General features: G+C 68.8%; 13 protein-coding genes. 6 read left to right on the forward strand and 7 right to left on the reverse strand.

The annotated features are described in order from the left end of the window. Positions 1-29: 29 nt before the first annotated feature. Together K8640_RS36775 and K8640_RS36780 are read right to left on the reverse strand one after the other, a co-directional pair. Positions 30-572: a hypothetical protein gene (locus tag K8640_RS36775; protein ID WP_223751372.1), complete on the reverse strand. Its 543-nt coding sequence runs from the start codon at positions 570-572 to the stop codon at positions 30-32. A gap of 103 nt (positions 573-675) precedes the next feature. Beyond that, positions 676-1278, reverse strand: coding sequence for a TetR/AcrR family transcriptional regulator (locus K8640_RS36780; protein WP_223751373.1), 603 nt, complete (start codon positions 1276-1278; stop codon positions 676-678). A 62-nt stretch (positions 1279-1340) separates the two neighbouring features. On the opposite strand from K8640_RS36780, the gene K8640_RS36785 reads away from it, so the two are divergent. The 4 genes from K8640_RS36785 to K8640_RS36800 all read left to right on the forward strand — a co-directional run bounded on the left by K8640_RS36785 (position 1341) and on the right by K8640_RS36800 (position 6796). Beyond that, positions 1341-1760, forward strand: coding sequence for a DUF4345 domain-containing protein (locus K8640_RS36785; protein ID WP_223751374.1), 420 nt, complete (start codon positions 1341-1343; stop codon positions 1758-1760). Between the two features lie 37 nt (positions 1761-1797). Then, entirely contained in the window at positions 1798-2367 is a 570-nt protein-coding gene (locus K8640_RS36790) for an imm11 family protein (RefSeq protein ID WP_223751375.1), read from the forward strand. A gap of 20 nt (positions 2368-2387) precedes the next feature. Next, a complete protein-coding gene (locus K8640_RS36795) occupies positions 2388-2987 on the forward strand; it encodes a TetR/AcrR family transcriptional regulator (protein ID WP_223751376.1) in 600 nt (199 codons plus the stop codon). 248 nt (positions 2988-3235) lie between these two features. Then, positions 3236-6796, forward strand: coding sequence for an endopeptidase (locus tag K8640_RS36800; protein ID WP_223751377.1), 3561 nt, complete (start codon positions 3236-3238; stop codon positions 6794-6796). Positions 6797-6877: 81 nt separating this feature from the next. Here the strand turns inward: K8640_RS36800 and K8640_RS36805 are convergent, their stop codons facing one another. Both K8640_RS36805 and K8640_RS36810 read right to left on the reverse strand, forming a co-directional pair. Next, positions 6878-7402 carry a hypothetical protein gene (locus tag K8640_RS36805; RefSeq protein ID WP_223751378.1) on the reverse strand — a complete coding sequence of 175 codons (525 nt, stop codon included), beginning with the start codon at positions 7400-7402 and terminating at the stop codon, positions 6878-6880. A 260-nt stretch (positions 7403-7662) separates the two neighbouring features. Further along, entirely contained in the window at positions 7663-8235 is a 573-nt protein-coding gene (locus K8640_RS36810; RefSeq protein WP_223751379.1) for a MarR family winged helix-turn-helix transcriptional regulator, read from the reverse strand. A 115-nt stretch (positions 8236-8350) separates the two neighbouring features. On the opposite strand from K8640_RS36810, the gene K8640_RS36815 reads away from it, so the two are divergent. After that, positions 8351-8887 carry a carboxymuconolactone decarboxylase family protein gene (locus tag K8640_RS36815; protein WP_223751380.1) on the forward strand — a complete coding sequence of 179 codons (537 nt, stop codon included), beginning with the start codon at positions 8351-8353 and terminating at the stop codon, positions 8885-8887. A 79-nt stretch (positions 8888-8966) separates the two neighbouring features. On the opposite strand, the gene K8640_RS36820 is transcribed toward K8640_RS36815, so the two are convergent. The 3 genes from K8640_RS36820 to K8640_RS43350 all read right to left on the reverse strand — a co-directional run bounded on the left by K8640_RS36820 (position 8967) and on the right by K8640_RS43350 (position 11550). Beyond that, positions 8967-9347: a type II secretion system protein GspG gene (locus K8640_RS36820; RefSeq protein WP_223751381.1), complete on the reverse strand. Its 381-nt coding sequence runs from the start codon at positions 9345-9347 to the stop codon at positions 8967-8969. Between the two features lie 302 nt (positions 9348-9649). Then, a complete protein-coding gene (locus tag K8640_RS42990; protein WP_305070711.1) occupies positions 9650-11029 on the reverse strand; it encodes a M57 family metalloprotease in 1380 nt (459 codons plus the stop codon). A gap of 233 nt (positions 11030-11262) precedes the next feature. Beyond that, entirely contained in the window at positions 11263-11550 is a 288-nt protein-coding gene (locus tag K8640_RS43350; protein ID WP_223751382.1) for an NAD(P)-dependent oxidoreductase, read from the reverse strand. A 245-nt stretch (positions 11551-11795) separates the two neighbouring features. Between K8640_RS43350 and K8640_RS36840 the strand changes: the two genes are divergently transcribed. After that, positions 11796-12782, forward strand: a complete 987-nt coding sequence (locus K8640_RS36840; protein ID WP_223751383.1) for an acetylserotonin O-methyltransferase — start codon at positions 11796-11798, stop codon at positions 12780-12782. Positions 12783-12882: the final 100 nt, after the last annotated feature.

A 12882-nucleotide genomic window follows, 5' to 3' on the forward strand; every position in this document is an offset into this window, starting at 1 on the left:
GGGAAGGGGGCCCGAGGAGGGATGCGCTCCTAGTTCCAGGGATAGGACGGCTCGTAGGTGCTCGTGCCGCCCAGGAGGAAGGGGAGCTTGCCTGTCAGGACGAGTCCCACCTCGCGGCCCTGTCGGACGCGGCCGGGGACGCCGTCCGGGCCGAGCGCGCCGCCCTTGTCGCTCAGGGGCAGGCTGATGCGCACGCCCAGCGAGCCGTAGATGCCCGTGAGGAAGGGGGTGAGCTGCAGGCCCGTGGTGGGCAGGTGGTCCTCGGTTCCGGTGAGGTGGTAGGCGCCCAGCTCCAGGCCCGCGAAGAGGAGGGTGCCCTGGATGCCGCCGGCGAGGCGGGCCTCCCCCTGGGTCATCCACTGGGCCTGGGCGAAGGCGCCCAGGCTCTGGACTTCATGGACCCAGTTGAGGGTGGACTCCAGCCCCAGCCCGTAGCGGGGCTTGCCCGTGAGGTCGTCGATGCTGACGAGGGGGCCGACGGTGAGCCAGGTCTCGTTCTTGGGGAAGGAGACCTGGGCCTGCGACGCGAAGGGGAGGAGGACGAGGAGGGCGCAGAGGAGGCGTGGGTTCATGGCGTGTTGGAGTTGCAACGCACGGACCTGGAGGAAGTTGCAGCGGAGGCAGGGGGTGGGACGTGTGCAGGGGACTGCACGGTGCGCAGCGGCTGGCGCACGCTCATGAAGTCGAGCGCGGGGCGCGGACGAAGAGCCGGCGCGCGGTGCGCAGCAGCAGGTCCTTGTAGCGAGGCTGGGAGTAGCCGCGCTCCAGGGTGAGGTGTTCCCAGTTGCGCACGGACAGGAGCGTCCAGAGCAGGTCGGTGGCCTCGCGGGCCGTGTAGTCGGGGGAGAGGGTGCCATCGGCGCGCAGGGCCTCGATGGCGGCGGCGCAGCCTTCGCGCATGTCCTCCATGCGCTTCTTCCAGGCCTCGGCGGCCTCTTCGTCGGTGTCGGCCATGGCCATCAGCGCCTTGGCCACGCCGCGAATCTCGGGGATGTAGTCGGCCCAGGCGCCGACGTATGCGTCCAGGCGCTCCGCGCCGCTCTTCGCGGTGCGGCTGGGGACCAGGCGCGTGCGCACGTCCTTGAGCTCGTCCAGGTAGAGCGTGGTGGCGATGAGCAGGGCGGCCCGGGTGTTGAAGTGCAGATAGACGGCCTGACGGCTGACGCCGGCCTTCTTCGCGATGTCGCTCATCCGGACGGCCTGCCCCTGTCGTGTCTCCAACAGGTGCAGCGCGGCCGCGAGGATGCGGGTCCGGGTCTCCGGCGGTTCACTTGACATGATGTAAAGTCGCGAATATCTCTCGCGGAGTCAATTGACACGGTGTCAAGCGAGGGACGGCGATGCGAAACCGGATGACGAAGGGGGTGTTGCTGGTCGTGGGCGCAATCGGGGGGGCGATTGGCGCGGCGTTGTTGTTCACGCCGCAGGCGTTCCACGGGTGGAGTGGAATCGACCATGGAGGGCAGGTGAGTCTGTTGAGCGAGGTGCGCGCGCCGGGAGGGGCGTTGCTGGCGTGTGGGCTGCTCATCATGGCCGGTGGAATCTGGAGCCGGCTGACGTTCACGTCGCTGGCGGTGTCGACGACGCTGTATCTGTCTTACGGCATGTCGCGGCTGTTGAGCCTGGCCGTGGACGGCACGCCCGCGCCGGAGCTGGTCGCGGCGATGGTGGCGGAGTTGGTGATTGGCGCGCTCTGCGCGGTGCTGTGGTCGAGGAGCGCGCAGATGCTGGGGCGTGCGGAGGCGCTCCCGGGGACTTGATGGGTGCTACGTACTTGCAGCCTTCTGCTCAAAGCCCATGACGAAACGGTTCTTCGAGCTTGCTCCCGACATGTCGCTCCCTGGGCGATGTTCTCTCGGAATCCCCACGGACATGAGTGGCCGCGAGGTCGAGGACCCCTGGCTGTTCAAGAAGGGGCGTCGCATCGAGAACCCGGGTCGATTGAGGATTCCCGTGGACGTCCCGGGCAGGACTTTCGATTTCACCCTCGCGGGGATTTCGACACCCGTCGTCCACGTCCGAGTGGCGACGCTGCTCACGGAACTGGCACCCGAGGATGTGCAGGTCATCCCGGTGGAGATTCCGGGGTACCCCGAGCAGTACAGCATCCTCGTGGCGACGAAACTCATCGAGTGCATCGACGACGCGGCGTCCCGGGAGGTGGAGCGGTGGACCGCCGAGGACGGCCGGCCCGAGAAGGTGGGCCAGTACCGGGACGTGGACGGGCTGAGAATCGACCCCTCGAAGGTGGGTGACGCGAAGCTCTTCCGGACGTGGGGCTGGTCCGTGGCGCTCATCATCTCCGAGGACCTCAAGCTCGCGCTGGAGGCGCTCGGTATCACGGGGATGCGCTTCACTGAGGTCTGAGGTCCACCGTATGGTGGCGCATGGGAACGAAGGAACAGGACGCCCGGGAGCGCATCCTCCGGGCGACCATCATCTGCATCGAGCGCGACGGGCTGGATGCCACCGGCATCCGCGAGATTGCCCGCGAGGCGCAGGTGAACAGCGCCGCCATCAGCTACTACTTCCGCAGCAAGGAGAAGCTCATCACCCAGGCCCTGGACTCCACCCTGGACCAGGCCTTCACCCACGTCCTCCTCGACTTCGACAGGCTCCTCGACGAGGGCCTCTCCGTCCGTGATGCCTTCGAGACCCTGCTCGAGGACGTCGTCGGCAACGTCGGCCGCTACCCCCGCATCGCCCACGCCCACCTGCACGACGCGCTCGTGCACCAACGCTACGACGGCGCCGCCGTCCAACGCCTCAATACCTTCCTCGAAGCGCTGTCCCGAAAGCTCGCCCCCGCCACACCCCACCTGAAGGAAGCACGCCGCCGACTCGCGCTCACCCAAGTCTGGTCCTCCATCCTCCTCGTGTCCATGCTCCCCCGCGTCTTCGACCAGGTCCTCCTGCTCGACTTCCGCACCCTCGACACCCGCCGCGCCTGGGTGAAGCAATACACGCGGCTGCTCTTCCCCTCCTGAGCCCCCGCCTCCGGCGCGAAGCGTCAACTCCAGTGCAACGGCTGCTTTCCCGCCGTCTTGAACACGTGAGACTTGAAGTCCTTGTGAGTGTTCACTCCTTGGCCGTCTAGCTCCGCGTCGCCAGAGGGCTTTCCGCAAGTCCGACAGTTCCTGAAAATAGCGATTTTCACGCCCCGCAGATGCGGGCTCGACTGGACGCGTGCTCCCAGAGGGGAGTGTCTGTCTTTCGCGTTTCGCGGGAGGACCGCATGCGTCAATCGTCGAAGTGGGTCGCCTGTCTCGTGCTGTGTTGCAGCGCGCTGGCGTGGGCACTCCAGCCCTCACAACCGAGCCCGTTGGCGAGCCAGGCGTTCTTCAAGCCGGAGCTGTACCTGCCCGTCTCCAACGTGTCCCTGGATGAAGCCCGCTCGAAGCTGAAGGGCGCGGCGCCCGGCGCGTGGGACGACTTCTTCGCCCGCAACGGGCGCGACTTCCACGTGTACCTGGACCCGCTGACGGGCATGCCCTCCGCCGTCCAGGGCGCCATCCCCCTCATCCCCGGCAAGGGCGTGGGCAACACCGTGACGCTCGGCTCGCTCCAGCAGCAGCTGGGCCGCTCCACCGGCGAGGTCGACGAGGCCGTCGTCGCCGATGCACTCTTCAAGTTCCTGAGCGACAACGAGGCCGCGCTCGGCGTGGACCTGCGCCAGCTGGGCCAGCCCCGCGTGAAGCAAGTCACCGACGTGCTGTGGCACGTGCTCATCCCGCAGGAGGTCGACGGCATCCCCGTGCGCCACGGCAAGCTGGTCGCCACGCTCAGCCACGGCAACATGGTGCTCCTGGGGACGGAGGCGTGGAGCAACGTCACCGCGGCCACGAAGCCCACGCTGAGCCCCGAGCAGGCCCTGACGCTCGGCGGTGAGCGCTTTGGCCTCCTGGAGACGCCGAGCACGCTGTGGCAGGAGCCCACGCTGGAGCTCGCCCCCCTGGCCCGCGCCGACGCGGCCTTCGGCGAGGGCTACCGTCACCAGCTCGTCTGGACGTATGGCTTCCAGAACCCCGGTGAGGTGGAGCGCTGGAAGGTGACGGTGGACGCGCACTCCGGCGAGGTGCTCGCGCTCGAGGACGACAACCACTACCTGGACGCCACCATCAAGGGCGGCATCTATCCGTTGAGCAGCACCGGCATCTGCCCCGACAACACCACCTGCGGCACCATGCAGCTGGACACGCCCATGCCCTGGGCGAACACGGGCCTGGCCTCGCCCAACAACTTCACCGACGGCGCCGGCGTCTTCAACTACTCCTCCGGCAACGTCACCACCACGCTGGCCGGCCGCTACGTGCGCGTGAGCGACACGTGCGGCTCGCCCAGCACCAGCTCGGCCACCGGCAACCTCAACCTGGGCGGCGCCAACAACCAGCACGACTGCACCACGGGCGGCGGTGGCGCGGGCAACACGCCGGCCTCCCGTTCCGCCTTCTACGAGCTCAACCGCATCGCCGAGCTGGGCCGCGGCTGGCTGCCCAACAACACGTGGCTGCAGAACCAGCTCACCGCCAACGTGAACATCAACAGCACGTGCAACGCCTTCTGGAACGGCTCCACCGTCAACTTCTACCGCAGCGGCGGTGGTTGCCGGAACACGGGCGAAATCGCGGCCGTGTTCGACCACGAGTGGGGCCACGGCATGGATGACTTCGACTCCGGCGGCGCGCTGAGCAACTCCAGCGAGGCGTACGCGGACATCGCGTCCATCTACCGGTTGCAGGCCTCGTGCGTGGGCTATGGCTTCTTCGCCACGACGAACCTGGGCTGCGGCATGACGCCGGACGGCACGGGCTACAACCAGAACGAGGCGCAGGCGGGCGGGACGTGGTGCAACACCCGCTGCTCCGGCGTGCGCGACGCGGACTACCTGGCGCACGCGAACCAGACGCCGGCCACGCCGCAGAACTTCGTGTGCTCGCGCTGCTCCTCCGGCACCGGCCCCTGCGGCCGTCAGGTGCACTGCGCCGCGGCGCCCGTGCGTCAGGCCGCGTGGGACCTGGTCGCTCGTGACTTGCAGGCCGCGCCGTTCAACTACGACTCCAACACGGCGTTCATCATCGGCAACAAGGTCTTCTACCAGGGCAGCGGCAACGTGGGCTCGTGGCACGCCTGCAACTGCTCGGCGGGCACGTCCGATGGCTGCGGCGCGAGCCACGGCTACATGCAGTGGCTGGCCGCGGACGACGACAACGGCAACCTCAACGACGGCACGCCGCACATGACGGCCATCCACGCGGCGTTCAACCGCCACGGCATCGCCTGCTCCACGCCCGCGCCCGCCAACTCCGGCTGCGCCACGGGCCCGAAGACGGCGCCCACCGCCACCGCCACGCCGAGCGACGGCCAGGTGGCGCTCGGCTGGAACAGCGTGCCCGGCGCCAGCGAGTACTGGGTGATGAAGACGGAGGGCTACGCGGGCTGTGACTTCGGCAAGGTGCGCGTCGCCACCGTCACCGGCACCACGTACACGGATGGTGAGGTCGCCAATGGCCGGCAGTACTGCTACTCCGTCGTGCCGGCCAGCTCCAGCGCCTGCTACGGCCCCGCCGCCGCGTGCACCTGCGCGACGGCCGGCGGTCCGTGCACGCCCCCGGGTGTCGCCACCCTCTCCACCCCGGCGGATGGGGCGGCCAATGTGGCGCTGTCGCCCGTGCTCGACTGGGCGGACGTGGCGGGCGCGACGTCGTACGAGGTGCAGGTGGCCACCGACGCGGCCTTCGGCACCGTGGTGCGCTCGGCGACGGCGCTCTCCAACAGCACCTGGAGCGTGACGCCCGCGCTGACGGCCAATACGCAGTACTTCTGGCGCGTGCGAGCGGTGAGCGGCTGCGGCGCCGGCAACTACAGCGCGGCCTTCCGCTTCACCACCGCGGACACCACCTGTCAGCCCGCGGCGGCCCCGGTGCTCGCCACGCCGTCCAATGGCGCGACGGGCGTCGCGCTGTCCCCCGTGCTCGACTGGGGGGATGTGACGGGCGCGACGTCGTACGAGGTGCAGGTGGCCACCGACGCGGGCTTCTCCAGCGTGGTCCGCTCGGCCTCGACGCTCCCCAACAGCACCTGGAGCGTGACGCCCGCGCTGACGGCCGGCACGCAGTACTTCTGGCGGGCGCGCGCGGTGGATGCGTGCGGCGCGGGCAACTACAGCGCGGGCTTCAGCTTCACCACCCAGACGGGCGGAGGCGGCACGTGCACCACGCCGCCCGTGGCCACCTATGACGCGGCGCTCGGCACGCCCGTCTGTGGCAACGGCTGCGGTTGCGACACCGGCACGCTGGTCAACAGCCGTGGCAGCCAGTTCCTCGCGGCGGAGCCGAACGAGCCCAACACGCTGGATGGCTGCCCGGATGGTCCGTTCGGCTTCTACCACCTGGACGAGAGCATCGACCGTGTCGTGCTGCGCAGCGTGGACGGCGGGCCGATTACCCCGGGCAAGCAGGTCAAGGTGGACGTGACGGTGTGGTGCTACGACGCCACGGACAAGCTCAACCTCTACTACGCCCCCGTGTCCGGCTTCCCGCTCTGGTCCACGCTCGTCACCGGCCTGCAGTGCACGGGCAGCGGCGCGAAGACCTTCAGCCACACCTTCACGGTGGGCAGCAGCGTGGGCCAGCACGTCCTGCGGGCCCAGTTCGTGGAGGCGTCCAGCCCGCAGCTGAGCTGCACCTTCGGCTTCTACGATGACAACGACGACGTCGTGTTCGGAGTCTCCGCCGCCGTCGCGTCCAGCCCCACCCGGCCCCTGGCCGTGCAGGGCCGCGCGAAGGTGACTCGCTGAGCTTGCTCCGGCGCCGCCAGCCCGCTCGTGTCAGGGGCTGGCGGTGCGCCAGGCGCGCCTCTTGGTGGAGTATCGCGAGACTCAGTCCACGCGGCGGCCGGTGAAGCTCACCACGTAGTTGCACGTGGGCGTGTCGAAGTTGGCATCCATGAGCTGGGTCCTGAGGTCGATGAATCCCTCGACGCGGTCTGCCTCGAGCGAATCGCTTTCGATGACGAAGCGCTGCACCACCGTCCCACTGCCGGTGTCGTCTTCGATGAAGGTCTCGAGGCCCACGAACTGGAACGGGCCTCGTTCGACCGAGGTTCCGTTGACGATGAAGGGCGTCTCATCCAGGGGGACCTTGTGGAGCTGGGTCCGGAAGTAGCCAGGGACCTCGATGCGCGTGTCGCCATGCTCTCCCGCGGTGATGGTCCATCGCTGCTTCGTAGAGACCTCCCAGGCAGCCGAGAAGCCCTTCCGGCCGTTGTCGCAGACGTAGGGCACGGCGCTCAGCTCGGCCTCGTTCAGCTCGATGTCGTAAACGCTCTTCTCGAAGCCGCACCCCGTCGACAGCATCACCACGGTGCCGATGGCTCCCAATCTCGCGAACGTCGCCTTCCGCATCCGATGCCTCCTCCGTTGGGGCCGTGAATCACCACCGCGTGCCCTGATGCAATGAGACCTCCTCCGAGGAGACAGGTTCAAGGAGGTGTCTGGATGCCACTCATCCGGCAACCATCTGCCTCCCACGGGGCGTCTCGCGTCTTCAGCACGCTCCGTGCGGCGCTGGGGCGACGGTGAAGTCGAAGCCCTCGGTGGGAAGGGTGTCCGGGAGCCGTTCCACCGGATGGAATCGCAGCCGGGCGCACGCACTGAGCCTCGTGTCAGTGAGGCACGGGCAGGGCTTCATGCTCCCGACACAACAACTGGCTGTCCTCGCGAGACAGCGGCTCGCGCGTCAGTCCGCAGCGGAAGCGCCCCGAGCCTTCGCGCTGGAAGTGCTTGCAGGTGGCGCAGGCGCCGAAGCTGCGCTGGGCGTTCGCCGCCTGCAGCGCGCTCAAGAGTCCGGTGAGCGCCTCCTCGAGTCCCTCGCCATCGCCGGGCAGCCGCGCCAGGGCCCGTTTGAAGAGCTCCGGTGGCAGGGCCGCCCTCAGCACGGCGCGGCCCTCATCCGTCAGCAGCAGGTGGACGACGCGCCGGTCCTCCGTGTCCGCCTCCTTTCGGAGCAGCCCCTTCTCCTCCAGCAGCAGCAGCGTCTGGGACACGGTGCCCTTGGTGAGCCCCAGGTACTCCGTCAGCGCCGCGGGGGTGTTGCTGTAGCGATTGCACGCCTGCAGGTAGCGCAGCGCCTGCAGGTGCACCGGCTGCAACCCATGGGGCAGCCCCGCCGCCCGCTCCTCCGTTCGGAGCAGGTTCCCGAGTCGCTCGAGCAGCGCGTAGAGGCGGTCGCCGGCCATGGGTCAAAAGGTATCGTGTCGATACTGAGTTGACAAGCGAAGGGGACGGGCGCATTTAGTGTCGAGTCGATACCAATCGACCCGCTGAACCACCCGCAGTCCCTGGGAGCACCCCATGACGACGCCCCTGATTGCCCCTGTTGGCCCCTCGAACACGCCCGCGGCCTCCGAGCCCACGCTCGCCGCCCTGAAGACGAAGTTCGGGGGTGTGCCGAAGATGTTCTCCACCTTTGCGCACTCGCCCGCGGCGCTGGAGGCCGTGGCGGGCTACTTCAACGCCATGGGCGGCGCGAAGCTGTCCGCGCGCACGCAGGAGGCCATCGCCATCGCGGTGGCGGAGCTGAACCGCTGCACCTACTGCCTCTCCGCGCACACGGCGCTGGCGAAGGGGCAGGGGGTGAAGGCGGATGAGCTCACGGGGTTCCGCTCGGGGCGCTCGGCGGACCCGCGCGAGCAGGCCATCCTGGACCTGGCCGTGGCCATCGCCCGGACGCGGGCGGCGGACGTGGGCCCGCAGCTGGCGCAGGCGCGCAAGGTGGGGCTGAGCGACGCGGAGCTGGTGGAGGTGGTGGCCGCCGTCGCGCAGAACGTGCTCACCAACTACCTCAACGTCGTGGCGGGCACCGAGGTGGACTTCCCTCGCGTCGCTTGAGTCCTCGCGGAGGTCCGTGGCGTGTTCGCACCGTGTGAGGCCGAGCGGGAGGTCCCCGCCCGGCCCCGCGCGATAGTCGTCATCGCGCGTGCGGCGGCGCCGCGCACGGTGGACGTCGGCCCTCGGGATACCCATCCACGAGGTCATCGCACTCGCAGCCGCGACGGCCGTCCGGGCCCAGGCTCCACACCTCCACGGCGTCTGCCTCGACCGAGTAGCCATAGGGCCGCTCCCAGGGGTCGAGCGGCACGGCCCCGATGATGAGCCCGCTCGTCACCAGGGCCTGGAGTCCTTCTTCTCGCGTCGGGTATCGCCCTGTCTTCATCCGGTAGCCGACCAGCATGCGCCGGAGGTTCTTCAGGTCGTACTGGGCCCGGTCCAGCTGCGCCGCCTTGTAATTGGGGAGGATGACCGCGAACACATTGAAGCCACAGCAGGACAGCAGGCTGAGCGCCACCACCCAGGGCCACACCTTTCGTGGGCGCGGGCGGGAGTCCGGGAGGGGCGGTGGGGCGTCGGTGTCATTCATGGGCGCGGTGGCATTTCAAACCCCATGCCCGCATGGCCTCCTCGTGCGCCAAGGTCTGCTCCTGACTCCAGGCGCGTCATCCCGTCAGGGTGGTGCCCCGGGAGCGCGCCGTATTGGCAGGCAGGTGCTCGCCGATGGAGGCACCACGCGGCCCCGAGTCCCTCGCGGCGTCTGTGATTGGGTGAGACGGCCCGGAGCATTCTCCTCCGGGCCGCCCGTTGCCGCGAGGAGGACTACGGGCTCAAGGAGATGCTCCCCGCCCAGGAGCCGTAGGAGGACGAGGTGACGCCGTAGCGGCTGGTGCTCGTGTAGCTGCTCTGGCCCGGCTGGATGGTGACCGTGACATCTCCACCGGAGGCGGGAATCGCGCCCGCGTGTACGGCGGCCGCGCAGACATCCGAGTCATCGGTGTACAGGTCCGTGCCCCAGATCGACGCGCCCAGGCTCACCGTCGGGCAGCCGCAGCGGATGGCCCTCCCGGTCTGCCCGCGATAGGACGTCAAGTTGTAGGTCGAGCAGAGCGGCGTCGTCTGGGGCTGTGGAATCTGCGCCCCGATGAAGCGGTAGCTCCCGCCCCAGTAGCCGTAGGAGGACGAGGTGACGCCGTTGCGGGTGGTTCCGATGAACGTGCTCTGGGCCGGCTGCACCTCGACGGTCACCTTCCCCCCGCTGGGGGGCATCACCCCCGCGTGCACCGCGGCGCGACAGATGTCCGAGTCATCGGTGTAGTTGTTCGTCCCCCAGACCGAGCCCGAGCCCCCCGAGGAGCAGGCGCAGCGAAGCTGCTTCCCCGTCTGTCCGCGATACTCCGCGACGTTGACGCTCCCGCAGGGCTTTCCATAGAGCGCGAACAGCGCGTCGGCGTCCGAGCTGGTGAACTCGCCGCTGCTGTTGACGTGAGGGCAGGTGTTCATGACGGAGCCGTCCCACGTGGCGGCCTCGGGCGTCCCCGAGATGGGGATGGCGCCCACGCCCATGTCGCCCTCGTTGTGGCCGTAGTACTGCAGGCAGCTGATGTAGATGTTGTAGTAGTCCGAGTGGCGCAGGCCGAGCGCGTGGCCAATCTTGTGGGTGATGGTGTGCTCGGTGACGTCGAGGGAGAACTCGCCCAGCTGGGTCGTCATCGTGATGTTCGCGTAGGGCAGCCCGAGATCAGGGAAGCCCGCCCTGCTCACGTTCTCGGAGGTGGGCGCGATGGTGATGTTCGCGGTGCAGCCGTCGGTCGGACCGCGCGCGAGGGTGAAGCGCAGCCCCAGCGCGTTGTAGTTCTCGATGGCCAGGTCGAGCCCCTGGCGCAGGAAGATGTAGTCGTCGTACCCAGGCGCGGGGTTGATGCAGATCTTCGTCACGTGGGCGCCGACGAGGTTGGTCGTGCGGAACTGCTCCTGGCTCCCCTCGGTCGCCTGAAGCATCTCGCGGGACGCCTGGAGCGTCACGTGCGCGTCGCCGCCCACGAACACCGCCTCGTCGATGACCTGGATGTCCCGGGCCGGGTAGCCCGCCTCGATGAGGTTGGCGATGATCTCCTCCTGCTCCATCTGAGGCTCGACACCGCCACAACCGGCCAGCCATGCGACACCGGTCGCGGCGAGGACTGCTGCCTGCTTGAACATGGATGCTCGTCTATCTGACAACGGGGAATGCGCCGCCCGGCGTGGGCTTCGCGCCAGGTCTCATAGCGTGCCCCCACCCCAAGTCCTCAGTGACATGTCTGGATGATAAATCCCTCTCGAACCCCGAGATTCGAGACAGCTGAGCGCTGTCAGAGCTTGCTGCTGAAATGGTCTCGCACGCTGGCGAAGACCTGGTCCGCGCGCGGCGCCGGTGGCGCTGGCCGCATGGGACGTCAGGACGACCTTCCCACAGGCCGCGAGGGTGGGAGGGACGTCCGGCGCGTGCTCGAAGACACCCTGGCTGGCGTCGGCGATGCGCCCTCCTGGAGCGCGCGGATGAGCGCCGCCTCGTCGACGATGGACCCTCGCGCGATGTGGCTCAAGAACCCCCGGGGTCCCCATGCGTCCAGCGCCTGTGCTGCCATCAGGCCACGAGTGCCCGCGCCCTCCTGGCAATACCAGCGCCGTCCCGCGCGGGGCGCTCCGGGAGCCACCTTGGCGAAGGGGCCGGCGGGACGCATGAAAGGGCGCCCCGGGCCGGGCACCTCGGCGCCCCCGGTGTTGGAATGGCCCCTCCCCGCGGGGCTGGCGACAACCCCTTAGTCAACGCTCCGTGACGGAGTGCGCCATGTCAGTCATTGTCATGGGATACAGCATCTGTGTTCATTTGAAGGCAGGGCGGTATGCGGGAGTGTCTGGGTCGTTCCCGGGTCCAGGTAGAATTTCAGCTTGCAGGCAATTGAAGGCCTGCCGACCAGGAGCGCACATGCAACGACTTCCCGCCCCAGCGTTCATCTTCAACCTCACCACGTCGTATCTGGCCCCGCGGTGTCTGTATGCGGTTGCACAGCTCGGCGTGGCGGACGTGCTGGGGACGACGCCGATGAGCACGGAGGAGCTGGCGAAGGCGACGGGGGCGCACGCGGACTCGCTGCACCGGATGCTGCGCCTGCTGTCGGCGCAGGGGGTGTTCGAGCGGCGCGCGCAGGGCTGGGCGCACACGGACTACTCCGAGCACCTCAAGGCCAACCACCCGCACTCGCTCAAGGCGCTGGTCATGATGTTCAACGACGACATCAACTGGCGCAGCGCCCAGGCGCTGACGGTGTCCGCGCGCACGGGGCAGACGGCGTGCGACACGGTGACGCCCGGCGGCCTGTGGCCGTATCTCCAGTCCCACCCGGAGGACGCGCGCATCTTCGACGCGGCGATGACGGGCAAGTCGCACATGGCCATCGCGGCCATGCTCCAGGCGATGGAGTTCCACCGCTACGAGCACATCGCGGACATCGCGGGTGGCCGCGGCCACGTGCTGTCGGCGGTGCTCGACGCGACGCCCCGCTCGCGCGGCACGCTGTTCGACCTGCCCCACGTCGTGGAGCACGCGCAGGCGCATGCCCGCATGCAGAAGCAGGGCGGTGACTTCTTCGTCGGGCCGCTGCCGCGCGCGGACGCGTACATCGTCAGCAACATCCTCCACGACTGGGCGGACCCGCAGGCCATCTCCATCCTGCGCAACATCCGCCAGGCGGCGCCGGCCCACGCGGAGCTGCTCGTGCTGGAGATGATGCTGCCGGAGGGGCCGGAGCTGCACCCCGCGCTGGTGATGGACATCGTCATGCTGTCGCTGGCGGGCGGACGCGAGCGCACCCAGGTCCAGTACGACGTGCTCTTCGCCGAGGGCGGCTTCAAGCTGGACCGCGTCGTCCCCACCCAGGGCCCGTACTCCATCATCGTGGGCAAGGTGGCGTGAGCCGTCCGCCCGACGCGGGAGGAGGTAAACCCTCCATTTCGTTGAAGATGTCACTGTGTGACAAGAACTGACCCGCGGGTCCGCGTGCAGGTCGCGCGGA

Source organism: Myxococcus sp. XM-1-1-1 (assembly GCF_020037095.1).
Classification (GTDB): Bacteria; Myxococcota; Myxococcia; order Myxococcales; family Myxococcaceae; genus Myxococcus; species Myxococcus fulvus.